The following is a 16098-nucleotide window of genomic DNA, read 5'->3' on the forward strand; positions in this document are numbered from 1 at the left end:
TCAGCCCTTTTCGGGAGCATCCGCGTCCTTGTCCGACGGCGCGTCGCCCTCCCCGGACTCGGACTTGGGCGCCGCGCCCGGCTGGGGCTCGGCCACGGCGACCCGTGCCGGGCGGATGGTGCGCTCCCCGATCCGGTACCCGGGCTGCAGGATCGCCACGCAGGTCGTCTCGGTGACGTCCGGCGCGTACGAGTGCATCAGGGCCTCGTGGATCGTCGGGTCGAAGGGCTCGCCCTCCTTGCCGAACTGCTGCAGGCCGAGCTTGGCGACTGCGGTCTCCAGCGATTCGGCCACCGACTTGAAGCCGCCGACCAGCTCGCCGTGGTCCCGCGCCCGGCCGATGTCGTCCAGGGTGGGCAGCAGCTCCGTCAGCAGGTTCGCGACCGCGATCTCCTTGACGGCGACCCGGTCCCGCTCCACGCGGCGGCGGTAGTTCTGGTACTCGGCCTGGAGCCGCTGGAGGTCGCCGGTGCGCTCGGCGAGGGCCGTGCGCGCCTGGTCCAGCTGCGCCAGGAGGGCCGCGTCCGCGTCCTGCGCGGCGGACGTGGCGGACCGTGCTCCGGAGTCCCCGGCCGGGGCCGCCGGCTCCTCCGCGGAGGAGTCGGCGGTCTTCGGCTCGGCGGCGTCCTCAGGGGCGGCGCCGTCGGGGACTTCGGGCTTCTCCTCGAAACCCGCGGTCTCCTCCGGCATCAGTGCGCGCCCTTCGGCTTGTCCTCGTCGACGATCTCGGCGTCGACGACGTCGTCGTCGGCACCGCCGGCCTTGGCCTGGCCGGCCTCACCGGCGCCGCCGGCGGCCTGGGCGGCCTGCGCGTCGGCGTAGATGGCCTGGCCGAGCTTCTGGCTGACGGCGGCGACCTTCTCGGTGGCGGTGCGGATCTCGGCGGTGTCCTCGCCCTTGAGCTTCTCCTTCAGCTCGGCGACGGCGGCCTCGACCTCGGTCTTGACCTCGCCCGGGACCTTGTCCTCGTTGTCCTTGACGAACTTCTCCGTCTGGTAGACGAGCTGCTCGGCCTGGTTGCGGGTCTCGGCGGCCTCGCGGCGGCGCTGGTCCTCCTCCGCGTACTGCTCGGCCTCCTGGCGCATCCGGTCGACCTCGTCCTTGCCGAGCGAGGAGCCGCCGGTGACGGTCATCTTCTGCTCCTTGCCCGTGCCGAGGTCCTTCGCGGTCACGTGCATGATGCCGTTGGCGTCGATGTCGAAGGAGACCTCGATCTGCGGGACGCCGCGCGGGGCCGGCGGCAGGCCCGTCAGCTCGAACATGCCGAGCTTCTTGTTGTACGCCGCGATCTCGCGCTCGCCCTGGTAGACCTGGATCTGCACGGACGGCTGGTTGTCCTCGGCCGTCGTGAAGATCTCGGACCGCTTGGTCGGGATCGTGGTGTTGCGCTCGATGAGCTTGGTCATGATGCCGCCCTTGGTCTCGATGCCGAGGGACAGCGGGGTGACGTCGAGGAGCAGGACGTCCTTGACCTCGCCCTTGAGGACGCCGGCCTGGAGGGTGGCGCCGATGGCGACGACCTCGTCCGGGTTGACGCCCTTGTTGGCCTCCTTGCCGCCGGTCAGCTCCTTGACGAGCTCGGCGACGGCGGGCATGCGGGTGGAGCCGCCGACGAGGACGACGTGGTCGATCTCGCTCAGGGCGATGCCGGCGTCCTTGATGACGTTGTGGAACGGGGTCTTGCAGCGCTCCAGGAGGTCGGCGGTCAGCTGCTGGAACTGGGCGCGGGTGAGCTTCTCGTCCAGGTGCAGCGGGCCCTCGGCGGACGCCGTGATGTAGGGCAGGTTGATCGTGGTCTCCGTGGAGGAGGACAGCTCGATCTTCGCCTTCTCGGCGGCCTCGCGCAGGCGCTGGAGCGCCATCTTGTCCTTGGAGAGGTCGACGCCGTGGCCGTTGGCGAACTGCTTCACCAGGTAGTCGACGACGCGCTGGTCCCAGTCGTCGCCGCCGAGGTGGTTGTCGCCGTTGGTGGCCTTGACCTCGACGACGCCGTCGCCGATCTCCAGCAGCGACACGTCGAAGGTGCCGCCGCCGAGGTCGAAGACGAGGATGGTCTGGTCGTCCTTGTCCAGGCCGTAGGCCAGGGCGGCGGCCGTCGGCTCGTTGACGATGCGCAGGACGTTCAGGCCCGCGATCTCGCCGGCCTCCTTGGTGGCCTGGCGCTCGGAGTCGTTGAAGTACGCCGGGACGGTGATGACCGCGTCGGTGACCTTCTCGCCCAGGTAGGCCTCGGCGTCCCGCTTCAGCTTCTGCAGGATGAAGGCGCTCATCTGCTGCGGGTTGAAGTCCTTGCCGTCCAGGTTGATCTTCCAGTCGGTGCCCATGTGGCGCTTCACCGAGCGGATGGTGCGGTCCACGTTCGTGACCGCCTGGCGCTTGGCGACCTCGCCGACGAGGACCTCGCCGTTCTTGGCGAAGGCGACGACGGACGGCGTGGTCCTGGCGCCCTCGGCGTTGGTGATGACGGTGGGCTCGCCGCCTTCGAGAACGCTGACGACGGAGTTAGTGGTGCCCAGGTCGATGCCGACCGCACGTGCCATTTCGATTCCTCCAGCTGACTTGAGTGGAACAGACTCAAGGGTGCCCCAACGACCGCGCGCCGTCAACAGAGGTGAGTCGGGGCGGCTCAACTTTTATCCCGGTCTTATGCTCAGCCGCGAGCGGACGTCAAGCGGGCGGGGCCGAGTGGGGGACGCAGGCGCCCGCGCGCTGCGCGGCGCCCGGCGGCGGGGGCGGCGGCAGGGCACGGTGCCTGCATGCCGCTGCCGCCCCTCCCCTTCCCCCGGGTCCGGTTCCCCCGGGTCCGGCGCCCCGCCCGGCGCACCGGCCCCCGCCCGCGGCCCGCGGCCCCGCGGCCCTCGCCGCGGCCGCCCCGGCCCGCGCTGCGGATGCCGCGGCCCGCGCTGCGGGTGCCACGGGTGCCCGCGTATCCGGCCAAGCGGGCCTTCGACCTCGCCGCGGGCCTCCTCCTGCTGGCCGCGGCCCTGCCGGCGCTCCTCGCCGCGGCCGCCGCACTCTTCCTGGCCCGGCCGCGCGCGGGCCGCAGGATCCTGCTGCGGGAGCCGGCGGCGGGGCTCGGCGGGCGGCCGTTCCGCACCTGGCGGCTGCGCACCGCGGGAGCCGGGCGCGCCGGGGCGGCGGTCCGGCGGTGCGGACTCGACGCGCTGCCGCAACTGCTGAACGTGCTCCGGGGCGAGATGTCGCTCGTCGGTCCGCGGCCGCAGGCCCGTACGGACCGGCCCGACAGGCTGCTCGTACGCCCCGGCATGACCGGGTTGTGGCAGGTCAGCGCCCGGTCGGACCTCCCCTGGGAGGAGATGGCCCTCCTGGACAGGCACTATGTGGAGAGCCACTGGCTGGGGATGGATCTCGCGATCCTCGCCCGGACCCCCCGCGCGGCCCGTGCACACAGGCATGCCTGAGCGACACAGATCACCGCACGCTCACCTACAGTGCAGCGCGGAGAATGGGTAACCTCAAGCCTTGACTCAATAAGTTACTGCTTAGTAAGTCCCGCCCGAGGAGCCCTCCCATGCAACTCGCCGCGATCATCGTGTCGCTGGTCCTGACCGTGGTCGGCGTCGCGCTGCTCGCCCGAGCCGTGGCGCAGATCTACCGGTTCGTGAAACTCGGCCAACCCGTGCCGGCGGGCAGCCGCACGGACGACCCGAAGGCCCGAACGCTCACCCTGGTCCGCGAGTTCCTGGGCCACAGCCGGATGAACCGCTGGGGCATCGTCGGCTTCGCGCACTGGTTCGTGGCGATCGGCTTCCTGACCCTGCCGCCGACCCTCGCCCAGGCGTACGGCCAGCTCTTCCAGGCCGACTGGACGCTGCCGGTCCTCGGCGGGTTCCTGCCGTTCGAGATGTACATCGAGTTCATCGGCCTGATGACGGTCGTCGGCATCGCCGTGCTGATGGTGATCCGCCTGCTGTCGCTGCCTTCGCGGGCCGGCCGCAAGTCGCGCTTCGCGGGCTCGAAGGCCTGGCAGGCGTACTTCGTCGAGTACGTGATCCTCACCATCGGCCTGGCGATCCTCGCCCTGCGCGGCCTCGAGGGCGCCATCCACCACGTCGACTCGTACGAGCCGGCGTACTTCGTGTCGTACCCGCTGGTGCTCGCGTTCGACGGCCTGTCGCTGCCGGCCCTGCAGAACGCCATCTACTTCACCGCCATGATCAAGATCGGCACCTCGCTGATCTGGATGATCACGGTCTCGCTGAACACCAACATGGGTGTCGCCTGGCACCGCTTCCTCGGCTTCCCGAACATCTGGTTCAAGCGGAACGCCGACGGCGCGACCGCGCTCGGCGCGCTCCAGCCGATGACCTCGGGCGGCAAGGAGATCGACTTCGAGGACCCGGGCGAGGACGACGTCTTCGGCGTCTCCCAGGTCGAGCAGTTCTCCTGGAAGGGCATCCTCGACTTCTCCACCTGCACCGAGTGCGGCCGCTGCCAGTCGCAGTGCCCCGCCTGGAACACGGGCAAGCCGCTCTCCCCGAAGCTCCTGATCATGTCGCTGCGCGACCACGCGCACGCCAAGGCCCCGTACCTGCTGGCCGGCGGCGGCAAGACCATGGAGGGCGAGGAGAAGGCGACCGAGGAGCAGCTCGCCGGCGTCCCCGCGACGGCCCTCGCCGAGGCGGAGCGCCCGCTGGTCGGCACGGCCGAGGAGAACGGCGTCATCGACCCGGACGTGCTGTGGTCCTGCACCACCTGCGGTGCGTGCGTCGAGCAGTGCCCGGTCGACATCGAGCACATCGACCACATCGTCGACATGCGCCGCTACCAGGTCATGATCGAGAGCGCGTTCCCGTCCGAGGCGGGCACGATGCTCAAGAACCTGGAGAAGAAGGGCAACCCCTGGGGCCTGGCGAAGAAGCAGCGCGTCGAGTGGACCAAGGAGGTCGACTTCGAGGTCCCGATCGTCGGCAAGGACGTCGAGGACCTCACCGAGGTCGACTACCTGTACTGGGTCGGCTGCGCGGGCGCGCTGGAGGACCGGGCCAAGAAGACCACCAAGGCCTTCGCCGAGCTGCTGCACATGGCGGGCGTCAAGTTCGCGATCATGGGTGGCGAGGAGAAGTGCACCGGCGACTCGCCGCGCCGCCTGGGCAACGAGCCGCTGTTCCAGCAGCTGGGCCAGGAGAACGTGGCCATGCTGAACATGGCCTTCGGCGAGGACGACGAGGACGAGTCGACGAAGAAGCCGAAGTCCGCGAAGAAGATCGTCTCGACCTGCCCGCACTGCTTCAACACCATCGCGAACGAGTACCCGCAGCTGGGCGGCGAGTACGAGGTCATCCACCACACGCAGCTCCTCCAGCACCTCATCGACGAGGGCAAGCTGCTGCCGGTGACCCCGGTCGACGGCCTGATCACCTACCACGACCCCTGCTACCTGGGCCGCCACAACAAGGTCTACACGCCGCCGCGGGAGATCATGTCCGCCGTCCCGGGCCTGCGCCAGCAGGAGATGCACCGCCACAAGGAGCGCGGCTTCTGCTGCGGCGCCGGCGGTGCGCGCATGTGGATGGAGGAGCGGATCGGCAAGCGCATCAACAACGAGCGCGTCGACGAGGCCCTCTCCCTCAACCCGGACATCGTGTCGACGGCGTGCCCGTTCTGCCTGGTGATGCTGACCGACTCGGTGAACGGCAAGAAGAACGACGGCCAGGCCAAGGAGTCCGTCCAGGTCGTGGACGTGGCCCAGCTGCTCCTGGAGTCGGTGAAGGCCCCGGCCCCGACGGAGGCCGAACTGGCGGAGGCGGAGGCGGCGGCCGCAGCGGAGGCCGAGGCCGAAGCGGCGGCGAAGGCCGAGGCCGAGGCGGCGGCGAAGGCCGAGGCCGAGGCGGCGGCGAAGGCCGAGGCCGAGGCGAAGGCAAAGGCGGAAGCCGAGGCGAAGGCAAAGGCGGAAGCCGAGGCGAAGGCAAAGGCCGAGGCGGAAGCGAAGGCGAAGGCAAAGGCAGAAGCCGAAGCGGCGGCAAAGACCGAGCCCGAGCCCGAGCCCGAGGCGGAAAAGGAGCCGGAGGCCGGCAAGGCGCCGGAGGCCGAGGCGGAGGCCGACGGCGACGCGGCCGAGGCCAACACGGCCAAGTAGCCCGAACCGCAGCCCGGATCGGCTCAGCGCAACCGCGCCGGAACGGCCGGCCCCCGCCCGGGGGCCGGCCGTTCCGCTTCCCCGGCCCGGCCCGCCCGGCCGCGCACGCCAGGGGGGACAGCCCCCCGGGGTTCCCCTAAGGGATGTCACAGCTCAGCCGCAAAGGGTGCTTAATCCGGCACCGACTGCACCCGATTGCGCGGGACCAGGTACGTTCGATCACGTGGCTGGATTCAGGATCGGACGCGGCAGGGACGACGACCGCGCACAACAACCCCCGCGGCAGCAGCCGTACGGTCAGCAGCACCCGCAGCAGCAGCCGCAGGGGGCGCCGTACGGCCGACAGCCCTACCCTCCCCAGCAGCAGTGGCCGCAGCAGGCCGCGAGCGGTAGCGGGGGGCACGGCGAGCCCGAGTACTTCGACCCGTACGGGCACCCGCACGGCCACCAGCAGGGGCAGCACCAGCAGCCCCCGCAGGCGTACCCGCAGCAGCCCCCGTACGGCCCGCCCGGCGGCAGCCAGGGCGGCCACGGCGGCGGCTCGTACGCGAACGACAACCCCGGCCACACCCAGGTCTTCGCCTACGGCGAGGACCCGTACGGCCCCCCCGGCACCTACCAGGCGGACGGCGGCGCGGCAGCCGCGGCCCCGGCCGGCCCGCGGCTGCCGTGGAAGGAGCTGCTCAAGGGCATCGTGATGCGCCCGGGGCCGACGTTCTTCCAGATGCGCGACTACCCGGTGTGGGGCCCCGCGCTGATCGTGACGTTCCTCTACGGCCTGCTCGCGGTCTTCGGCTTCGACGAGGCCCGCAAGGACGTCATCAGCGCCACCCTCGCGAACGCCGTCCCGATCGTCCTGAGCGCCGGCGTGGCGTTCGTCATCTGCGGCCTGATCCTCGGCGCCGTCACCCACACCCTGGCCCGCCAGCTGGGCGGCGAGGGGGCCTGGCAGCCGACCGTCGGCCTGTCGATGCTGGTCATGTCGATCTCTGACGCGCCGCGCCTGATCTTCGCGGTGTTCCTCGGCGGCGACAACATGTTCGTGCAGGTGCTCGGCTGGGCGACCTGGGTGGCGGCGGGCGCGCTGTTCACGTCGCTGATCAGCAAGTCGCACGACCTGCCGTGGCCGAAGGCGCTGGGCGCGTCCGCGATCCAGCTGGTGGCGCTGCTGTCGATCATCAAGCTCGGCACCCTGTAGGGGGGTCCGCAGCGAGAACGAAAGGGCCCGCCGCCGCACCTGCAGGGTGCGGCGGCGGGCCCTTCCGCGTCCGAAGACGCCCGGCCGCGGCTCAGGCGTCGAGGATCTGGCCCTCGCGCTGGACGACGGGCGGCTCGACCGACCAGGGGAACTCGATCCAGTCGTCGGTCCGCTTCCAGACGTACTCGCACTTCACGAGCGACTGGGGCTTCTCGTAGATGACCGCGGAGCGGACGTCGGCGACGGTGCCGACACAGAAGTCGTGGACGAGCTTGAGCGTCTTGCCGGTGTCGGCGACGTCGTCGGCGATCAGGACCTTCTTGTCGGAGAAGTCGATCGCGTCCGGGACGGGGGCGAGCATGACCGGCATTTCGAGGGTGGTGCCGACGCCGGTGTAGAACTCCACGTTCACGAGGTGGATGTTCTTGCAGTCCAGGGCGTACGCCAGACCGCCGGCGACGAAGACGCCGCCGCGCGCGATGGACAGGATGATGTCCGGCTCGTAGCCGTCGTCCGCGATGGTCTTCGCCAGCTCGCGCACGGCGCGGCCGAAGCCCTCGTAGTTCAGGGACTCGCGTACAACACTCATGCCTCGTGCCTCACCTGGGTGCGGTGGAAGTTCTGGAAGGAGCGCGAGGCCGTGGGCCCGCGCTGACCCTGGTACCGCGATCCGTACCGCTCGCTCCCGTACGGGAACTCGGCGGGCGAGCTGAGCCGGAACATGCACAGCTGCCCGATCTTCATGCCGGGCCAGAGCTTGATCGGGAGGGTGGCGAGGTTCGACAGCTCGAGCGTGACGTGGCCGGAGAAGCCGGGGTCGATGAACCCGGCGGTCGAGTGCGTCACCAGTCCCAGGCGGCCCAGGCTGGACTTCCCCTCCAGCCGGGAGGCGATGTCGTCGGGCAGCGAGATGACCTCGTACGTCGAAGCGAGCACGAACTCGCCCGGATGCAGGATGAACGCCTCGTCCCCCTCGGGCTCGACCAGACGGGTCAGGTCCGGCTGCTCGATGGCGGGGTCGATGTGGGCGTAGCGGTGGTTCTCGAACACCCGGAAATAGCGGTCGAGACGCACGTCGATGCTGGAGGGCTGCACCATCGACTCGTCGAACGGGTCGATGAGCACCCGTCCGCTGTCGATCTCGGCCCGGATGTCTTTGTCGGAGAGAAGCACGTCCCGAGGATACGCAGTGGGCGCGAGCCGCCCCCAATCGAGTACGGCGCCCGGGCCGCGGCGCCCGCCGCGGGGGCGGGGCGGCCGCGGACGGCCGGGACGCCGTGACGCCTACCGCTTGACGGCCGCCCCGACGGGCACGGCGTGCCTCAGCCGGGCGCACCGCGGACACCGCAGCAGCCGTCCCGGCCCGATCCGGCCGGCACCGAGGTGCTGCAGCGGGAACGAAGCGGTGCTGAACACATGCCCTTCGGCACAACGGACGACGGTGTTCTCCATCGAGTCCCTTTCCCCAACCTGCCGTACTGCGACGAATCGCCACATTAGGGGATGATCGAGACCGCGCTCCAGCCGCCACCCCGCGGCCCGCCACACCGGTACGTTACGCCCCAACTCCCGCCCCCGCGACGGCCGGTGCACCCCGCAAACACAAGACGACCCCGCGGCCGATTCACCGGGGGTCGATCATGAGGTAGAGTGTGCAACGGTACCGCTCCAGACCCCTGGAGCGACCTGCGGATGTAGTTTAATGGTAGAACATGAGCTTCCCAAGCTTATAGCGCGGGTTCGATTCCCGTCATCCGCTCCACAGCAAAGCCTCAGGTCAGCGACCTGGGGCTTGTTTGTTGTCTAGACCTATCGGGCCACGCGCGCCATTCGCGTGCCACATCTTCCCTAACGGGGCGTCAGGTTGCCGCCGCGCCCCCAGCGCGGATCACCTCGCCCGCGCGGTGCGGCCGGGTGCCAGCGCGGGAAGCGGGGACACGTGCGTGCGGGCGGCCCCGGACAGGCCGGAGTGCCCGCGGTCAGCCGGCACTCGCTGGAGCCGGGCGATGGCGTCGATACCGGCGGCGAGCCTGCGCTGGTGCTCCTTGGTGGCATGCTGGTAGATCAGCTGGGCCCGCTCCGAGGGCTGGCCCGCGCGGACCATGAGACCCTTCAGCTCGGCACCGGTGTCGGCCTCGAGGGTGTTCCCGGTGTGGCGCAGGTCGTAGAAGCGGAACTCGTTCGGCATCCCGACCGCATCGCGGGCCTTGCGCCACTTGCGGCCGAAGGACGTACCTCGCAGGGGTGCGTCCTTCTCCCCCACGAAGACCAGCCCCTCGGGCCCGTCCTGCGCGAACCACTCCAGGTGCCGGCGGGCGTCCAGGAGAACGAAGCTCGGCAGCATGATCTCCCGCTTGCCCGCACGGGACTTGGGATCCCTGATCACCCTGCGGCCCGTGTTCAGCTCCGGGGCGGCCCTGCGTACGCGGACCGAGCCCGCGTCGAGATCGACGTCGGCGCGTGGGGTTCGTCAAGGCCCTGGCGGCGCAAACCGACACCAGCCCCGCCATCGCCCGCTGGGACACAGGCGCCGTACTCACCGTCGTCACCCGCCTCACCGTCGTCACCCGCCTCGCCGGCGCCGACCTCCTCGCACGCATCCTCCACCAGCTCCCCACGGGCTACGCGTTTCTCTTCGGCCAGGCCGGACTGCCCCAGCCCCAGCCCGCCGCGTGATGCGGTAGTCGCCCGAAGGCGCGGGTCGGCACCCATCCTGAGTGACGGCACGTGCAGGTGCCATGAGCGGACCGCGGGCCCAGCGTGATCCACACGTGGGCCCGCGAGAACGGCTAGTGCTGGACCGGCGTCAGTGGCTGTGGGAAGTGTGGCCGTCCGCTGCCGGCTCGGCGGGTGCCTTGGCCGGGGGATCCTGCTTGACGGGAGCCTGGTCCGGCTTTGCGGGGGTTCCTGTCGTGGAGCCGTGGTCGTGGCTGTGGCCGTCTGAGCCGATGGTGCCGGCGAGGGCGGTCATGCCCAGCCAGACGAGGGCCGAGAGGACGACGACACCGGCCGCGAACGGGCTGACGAGGTGCTGCCAGCGCCCCTTGGAGTCCTTGGCGACGAACGCGACATACGACATGAGCAGGCCGATGGGGGTCATCCAGGCACTGCGCTCGGGGAACTGCTCGAAATGCTGGATACCGCCGCCGACCATGCCGACACCGAAGGACAGCAGCAGGGAGAACGCGACCAGCGAGACCGCCTGGCTCAGCACCGGCCGCTCGTCGGCCAGCACGAACTCGTTGACGATGGTGCCGAGGAGGAAGACGAAGGCGCCGACGACGCAGATGATCGCATACAGCGACGGGTTGATCGGGTAGTGGACGACGGCACCGGCGATGAGGGCGGCGCCCATGAAGTAGAGCATCTGGCCGCTGTAGCGAGCCGGGAGGGACTTCTTGTCGAAGACCGGGCGGCGGTGTTTCGTGGCGGGAGTCTGGTGGCGCTCGGGCTCGAGAACGGTGGTCACGCGGGTAAGGCCTTTCGGATCTTGGTGTGTGAGAGCAGGCAGAAGCCGCGCCGGCACCAGTGGTGCGGCGCCAGGCTGATGCAGCTCTCAGCAGCGCAGGATCGAAAGTCGGTACAGACACGGCGGGTCGCCGGTGCGGCTGGCCCAGGGGCGCACGCGTACTGCCCAAAGCTGGAGGACGCGGTTGGAGACCCTGTGCCTGATGGCGAACGTGAACAGGGCAGCGACGATGCACAGCAGCGCCAGACAGCTCTCTCCGACTCCGCCGTGGTCGCAGGGGGATTCCCTGTCCGGGCTGCCCGGTGTTTCGGTGACAACCCCAGGGGTGCCGTCCGGGTGCGCGTGCTGGGCCTTGTCCCCTGCGTCGACGAGCGGGAACGCGGCAGCATGCCCGCTGTGGTCTGGCTCGTGTGAGGCCAGGACGTGTATCGCGAAGAGGGCAAGCACCACCGCGAGGAGCGTTGCCCGCAGCAACGCTCCCGAGTGACGGTCGCGACGGACCTTGCCTGAGCTCACACTTCACGACCGTAGGAGGGCTTGGTGACGGGAAGGCCAACAGGGGCCCTCCACCCGGGACGGGAGGAAGATAGCACCGGATGTGGATGTGTCTGCGCGGCGTCCACAGCCTGGGCTGCAACGTCGTGGTCGTCGTCGAGTCCGGCGGCGGCGAACGAGCAGACGCCGACAAAACAGGAACGGTTTCGGTGGGATGAGGGAGAGACCTCGCGTCCTGTTTCCGTCTGATCGTCGAGGTGCGCGCGGTGGCGTCGATTCTGGGTTTGCTGGAGGAGCGCGAGGCGGCTGCTCGTGTGCGGGCCGAAGAGCTTGCGGAGGCCGCCGCGCTGGCGGCTGCGGTGCTGGAGGCCGCCGAGGTCCAGCTGCAGCGGCGGGTGATCGCGCGCGAGGAACTCGTTGATGCCCTGGCCGTGTCCGCGGCCGAGACCGCCGTCATCACGGAGGACGGAGGGGAGAAGGTCGCGCCGCACGGGCCCGACCCTGAGCCCGTGGCCGCGTCGGCACCGGGGGCCGTGGTGCCTGCGAAGAAATTGCGCCCTCGCGCCAGGCACGCCGCCGGGAATCGCGGTAGCGGGTTCGGGCCGTCACCGCGCCGACTACAGCCCGCACAGCGCCCGATACCGCCGGTCCGCCGACGCGCCAGGCGCCATTCCGTTACCCACTGTGCATGACCCGTAACATCTGGTGTGGAAATGATCCGCGCCCTCGGGCTGCAGAAGGCGAGAGAAATGATCGCGCGAAGAGACGTGCTCGTAGCCGGAGCCGCTGGCGGGGCGTCATTGGTTCTTCTAGGACCCAGTGGAGCCGTGGCACTCCCGAAGGGGACCGGGGCGGCGCCAGGGGCCGGGGCTGTCGGCACGTTCCCGGCCCCCACCCTGGACCCCACGACCATTCCGAAGTACGTCACCGACCTGGTGATCCCGCCGGTGATGCCGAAGGCCCGACACCAGCAGCGGCACGGCCTCGACACGTACGTCATCGGGGTCCGGCAATTCAGCCAGCAGGTACTGCCGTCCACTCTGCCCGCCACCACTGTGTGGGGATACGGCTCGCTCGGGGACGACAGCACGTTCAACTACCCGTCGTTCACCATCGAGGCCAAGACCGACCGGCCTGTCCGGGTGACCTGGGTGAACGATCTCGTCGACAGCCAGGGCCGTTTCCTCCCGCACTTGCTGGCGGTCGACCCCACCCTGCACTGGGCGAACCCGCCGGGCGGAACGAGCGGGCGTGACTCCCGGCCGACGTTCACCTCGACGCCGGGTCCGTACACCGGCCCCGTACCGATCGTCACTCACCTGCACGGTGGGCATTCCACCGAGGAGAGCGACGGCTACACCGAAGCGTGGTACCTGCCACGCGCGAACAACATCCCTGCTGGATACGCCACCGTGGGCTCGTTCTACAACGAGTTCCGGGACAAGTTCGCCGATGCGCACGGCCTGAAGTGGGATCCGGGTACCGCGACCTTCCAGTACGCCAACGACCAGCGGGCATCGACCCTCTGGTTCCACGACCACACCCTGGGTCTGACCCGGCTCAACGTCTACGCCGGACCCGCCGGCTTCTATCTGCTCCGCGGCGGTGAGTCCGACCTGCCCAAGGGGAAGCTGCCCGGACCGGCGCCCGCCTACGGAGATCGGCCGGGTACCCGGTACCACGAGATCCCCCTGGTCATCCAGGACCGCTCGTTCAACTCGGACGGCTCGCTGTTCTACCCCACGAGTCGGGAATTCTTCGACGGGTTCGCGGGGCCGTACATTCCCACCACCGATGTGTCCCCCATCTGGAACCCCGAATTCTTCGCCAACACCATGGTGGTCAACGGCCGGACATGGCCGAAGCTCGAAGTCGAGCCGCGCCGCTACAGGCTGCGCTTCCTCAACGGATGCAATGCCCGGTTCCTCATCCTGAAGATCGCGAACAGCCCGACCGCCCGGCCGGCTCAGTCGGCCGTACCGTTCTGGCAGATCGGCAACGAAGGCGGGTTCCTGCCCGCACCGGTGCGGCTGGAGCGGCTGCTGCTGGCCAACGCGGAGCGGGCCGACGTCATCGTCGACTTCACCGGAATCCCGGAGGGGACCGAGCTGTACCTCATCAACGAGGGCGCGGACGAACCCTTCGGCCGGGGCGAACCGGGCGTGGCCTTCCCCGTGGCAGATCCGGCCACCACTGGGCAGGTGATGAAATTCGTGGTCGGCCCACTGGCGAGCAAGGACACCAGCATCCCGCCGGACCGGCTCAGGCTGCCCAGGATCAGGCCACTCGGCTCGGCGAGCGTGACCCGTCGGCTCTCTCTCACCGAGGCGAATTCCAGCAGCCCCCTGGTGCCGCCGGGAACACCTGTCCAGAACTTGCTCGGGACGCTCGACGCAGCCGGCAACCCGGTGGCACTCGCCTGGGCCGACCCGGTCACGGAGAACCCAAGGCTGAACGCGACCGAAACATGGGAGCTGCACAACTTCACTGTGGACGCCCACCCGATCCACATCCACGAGGTGACGTTCGAGGTGGTGGACCGGCAACCGTTCAACGGGGCACCCATTCCGCCGGACAGCTGGGAGCGCGGCTTCAAAGACACCGTGATCGCCTATCCAGGAGAGATCACCCGGGTGAAGGCACGATTCGACCACCCTGGCCGCTTCGTCTGGCACTGCCACATCGTCGAGCACGAGGACAACGAGATGATGCGGCCATTCCAAATCGGAGGCAGGAGCAAGCAGGACCACTGACGGGTCAGCGTCCGTGGTCGCCCGCAGCAGTCGGGCCACCACGGACGCGGTCTACCTCAAACAGCTCCGGCCCGTGCTCGCGAAGGGGCCGAATCACCGGCTGGTGGCAGTGGCCCTCGGCTTACCGCCCCTGCCCTCCGGCAGGCCGGCACGGCAGCTGCGACCGCACCGCCGCCCATTCCGTGTCCGTCATGTCGGACGGGTACACCCGCGGCCAGTCGGCCAGTCCGCCGCTTTCCCGTACGCATGGGCGAGGCAATCGCATGACACGGCCGGCAAGTTGAACGACACAGCCAGGCAAGCGGTGGCGGAAGCGCTCGGCTATCCCAGAGAGCTGCTCGACTGGCCGGATGAGCCAGTCGGGCTCGGGCCCTCAGGCTTCTACCACCGCAAGCAGTCCGGCCTGGGCGAGACCGCGCTCCAGCGCATCGAAGCCGAGGTCACCCTGCTCCTCATGCAGCTCCGCCGACTCGAAGCCAGCGTCGGCATCGAGCCGATCTACCGACTCCCCGTCCTCGACGCCGACGAACACACTCCAGAGCAGGCCGCGGCCGAGATCCGCGCAAGCTGGCTCCTGCCTGACGGCCCGGTGCACGACGTGATCCGGACCGTTGAGAGGGCAGGCGTCGTTGTCGTGCGACGCGACCTGGAGTCTCCCAAGATCTCCGGAGTACGGCAGCGCCTTCGCCCTCCACGCTGCCTGAGCGCCTGGGACTGGACAACGGCGCAGCGGGTGACTGAGGCCGATCTCCGCTCCGCCGGGCAGCCGCTACCGGCTGGCGGAGCGCTCGGTAGCGGCTGCCGCTAGTCTCCCCGGCCCTTCTTGCCGTGCTGCTTCTTCCGGTCCTTCCCGCCGCCTTCGTCCTCGCTCTCTTTGCGTTCACCATCCGGGTTGTCGGACGCCGTAGGCCCGGGCGAGGACAGGGAGGGTGAGGGGCGCGGCGGGCTGATCACCGAGCCGGACGGATCCGCTTGCGGGGTCTTGTTCGAACCCTCGGACGAGAGCCAGACCATCCCCATCAGGGACGCGGCGACCAGGACAACAATCCCGGCGATCAGCCGTGTTGCTCGCGGCATGGAGCGGACCCACGCGGTGATCCTGCGGGACTGTCCGGGCGCTGCACGGTGCCCGCCGGCAAGCGGCGGTGCTGTCAGGGCAGGCATGTGAGCGGTCTCGGCCGCGGTCGGTCCCGTGGGCGCCTTCCCGTACGCGGTCGGCGGTGCCGTCGAGGGACGGGGAGCGGCGCGGCCCCGCCACGATTCCGTGGCGAACCATTCGGCCACGTGCTGTGCCGTCGGACGGTCCTCCGGCTGCTTCGCGAGAAGCCGCAGCAGGTACGCCTCGAACGCGGCCGGCAGATCCGTGCCCAGCTGCCGTGGCGGCACCGGCTGTGCATCGACGTGCTGGTAGAGCACACCGGTCGTGGTGTCGGACTGGAACGGCGGGTGTCCCGTGAGCAGTTGATACAGCACGCAGCCGAGCGAGTACACGTCGGACGCGGGACCCGCCTGCCGGCCCAGGGCCCGCTCAGGCGCCAGATAGAGACCGGTCCCCAGGATCTGGCCGGTGGAGGTAAGGGCCGCGGAGGGATCGTCGACGAACTTGGCGATGCCGAAGTCGGCGATCTTGACCGTCCCGGCGGCATCCGTCAGGAGATTGCCGGGCTTTATGTCACGGTGCACGATGCCCTGCCCGTGGGCTGCCGCCAGTCCGGCAGCCGCCTGTGCGGCGATGCGGGCCACACGCTCAGCCGACAGCCGGCCGTCCCGTTCCAGTTCCCCGGCCAGGCTGGCGCCCTCGACCAGTTCCATCACGAGGTAGAAGCGGTCGTCCCAGGACCCGAAGTCGAAGACTCCCACCACATGGGGATGGTTCAGACGCGCGGCGGTCTGCGCTTCGAGGCGGAAGCGGTCGCCCGCCGACGGATCGGCGGCTCCCCCCAGCAGCAGCTTCACGGCAACCGGCCTGCCCAGCACGTGGTCAGAGGCCCGATAGACCTCTCCCATGCCACCGCTGCCGATAGGGGCGTCCAACCGGTACCGCTCTGCCACCAGCACGTGCGCACATCCCCGATTCTCGTGA

At 69.8% G+C, this 16098-nt stretch carries 13 protein-coding genes, 1 tRNA gene and 1 pseudogene; 7 read left to right on the forward strand and 8 right to left on the reverse strand.

From position 1 onward, the window contains the following. Window positions 1–690: a nucleotide exchange factor GrpE gene (gene grpE / locus MUK52_RS14960; protein WP_284576985.1), complete on the reverse strand. Its 690-nt coding sequence runs from the start codon at window positions 688–690 to the stop codon at window positions 1–3. Then, window positions 690–2540 (reverse strand): molecular chaperone DnaK, encoded by a 1851-nt coding sequence (gene dnaK / locus MUK52_RS14965; RefSeq protein ID WP_284576988.1) that lies wholly within the window; start codon window positions 2538–2540, stop codon window positions 690–692. Before dnaK ends, grpE begins: the two co-directional genes overlap by 1 nt. A 378-nt stretch (window positions 2541–2918) precedes the next feature. On the opposite strand from dnaK, the gene MUK52_RS14970 reads away from it, so the two are divergent. The 3 genes from MUK52_RS14970 (at window position 2919) to MUK52_RS14980 (ending at window position 7298) form a co-directional block, all read left to right on the forward strand. Beyond that, complete coding sequence (locus MUK52_RS14970) at window positions 2919–3422, forward strand: sugar transferase (RefSeq protein WP_342777085.1); 504 nt, start codon at window positions 2919–2921, stop codon at window positions 3420–3422. A gap of 110 nt (window positions 3423–3532) precedes the next feature. Then, entirely contained in the window at window positions 3533–6100 is a 2568-nt protein-coding gene (locus tag MUK52_RS14975) for a heterodisulfide reductase-related iron-sulfur binding cluster (protein WP_284576990.1), read from the forward strand. Window positions 6101–6323: 223 nt separating this feature from the next. Beyond that, window positions 6324–7298, forward strand: a complete 975-nt coding sequence (locus MUK52_RS14980) for a Yip1 family protein (RefSeq protein WP_114053443.1) — start codon at window positions 6324–6326, stop codon at window positions 7296–7298. A 91-nt stretch (window positions 7299–7389) separates the two neighbouring features. Here MUK52_RS14980 and MUK52_RS14985 read toward each other — a convergent pair whose 3' ends face one another. Both MUK52_RS14985 and dcd read right to left on the reverse strand, forming a co-directional pair. Continuing rightward, complete coding sequence (locus tag MUK52_RS14985; protein ID WP_114053442.1) at window positions 7390–7887, reverse strand: phosphoribosyltransferase; 498 nt, start codon at window positions 7885–7887, stop codon at window positions 7390–7392. Beyond that, window positions 7884–8471 carry a dCTP deaminase gene (gene dcd / locus MUK52_RS14990; RefSeq protein ID WP_114053441.1) on the reverse strand — a complete coding sequence of 196 codons (588 nt, stop codon included), beginning with the start codon at window positions 8469–8471 and terminating at the stop codon, window positions 7884–7886. The genes MUK52_RS14985 and dcd overlap by 4 nt, the downstream gene beginning before the upstream one ends. A gap of 515 nt (window positions 8472–8986) precedes the next feature. On the opposite strand from dcd, the gene MUK52_RS14995 reads away from it, so the two are divergent. Next, window positions 8987–9060, forward strand: a tRNA-Gly gene (locus MUK52_RS14995). Between the two features lie 126 nt (window positions 9061–9186). Here the strand turns inward: MUK52_RS14995 and MUK52_RS15000 are convergent. Beyond that, a pseudogene (locus MUK52_RS15000) lies at window positions 9187–9759 on the reverse strand (site-specific integrase); the annotation flags it as partial. Here MUK52_RS15000 and MUK52_RS15005 point away from each other — a divergent pair. After that, window positions 9759–9974: a hypothetical protein gene (locus MUK52_RS15005; protein ID WP_502963571.1), complete on the forward strand. Its 216-nt coding sequence runs from the start codon at window positions 9759–9761 to the stop codon at window positions 9972–9974. The pseudogene MUK52_RS15000 and the gene MUK52_RS15005 overlap by 1 nt on opposite strands. A gap of 130 nt (window positions 9975–10104) precedes the next feature. On the opposite strand, the gene MUK52_RS15010 is transcribed toward MUK52_RS15005, so the two are convergent. Then, window positions 10105–10767, reverse strand: a complete 663-nt coding sequence (locus MUK52_RS15010) for a hypothetical protein (protein ID WP_284576994.1) — start codon at window positions 10765–10767, stop codon at window positions 10105–10107. Between the two features lie 512 nt (window positions 10768–11279). Then, window positions 11280–11753 carry a hypothetical protein gene (locus MUK52_RS15015; protein ID WP_284576996.1) on the reverse strand — a complete coding sequence of 158 codons (474 nt, stop codon included), beginning with the start codon at window positions 11751–11753 and terminating at the stop codon, window positions 11280–11282. A gap of 336 nt (window positions 11754–12089) precedes the next feature. Here MUK52_RS15015 and MUK52_RS15020 point away from each other — a divergent pair, with 336 nt between their 5' ends. Continuing rightward, complete coding sequence (locus MUK52_RS15020) at window positions 12090–14015, forward strand: multicopper oxidase family protein (RefSeq protein ID WP_284576998.1); 1926 nt, start codon at window positions 12090–12092, stop codon at window positions 14013–14015. Between the two features lie 280 nt (window positions 14016–14295). Next, on the forward strand, window positions 14296–14823 hold the full coding sequence (locus tag MUK52_RS15025) for a hypothetical protein (protein WP_284577000.1): 528 nt from the start codon (window positions 14296–14298) through the stop codon (window positions 14821–14823). Here MUK52_RS15025 and MUK52_RS15030 read toward each other — a convergent pair. Further along, a complete protein-coding gene (locus MUK52_RS15030) occupies window positions 14820–16073 on the reverse strand; it encodes a serine/threonine-protein kinase (RefSeq protein WP_284577002.1) in 1254 nt (417 codons plus the stop codon). The genes MUK52_RS15025 and MUK52_RS15030 overlap by 4 nt on opposite strands. Between the last annotated feature and the right edge of the window lie 25 nt (window positions 16074–16098).

The sequence above is a fragment of the Streptomyces sp. 2P-4 genome (assembly GCF_030167965.1).
GTDB classification, from domain to species: Bacteria; Actinomycetota; Actinomycetes; order Streptomycetales; family Streptomycetaceae; genus Streptomyces; species Streptomyces globosus_A.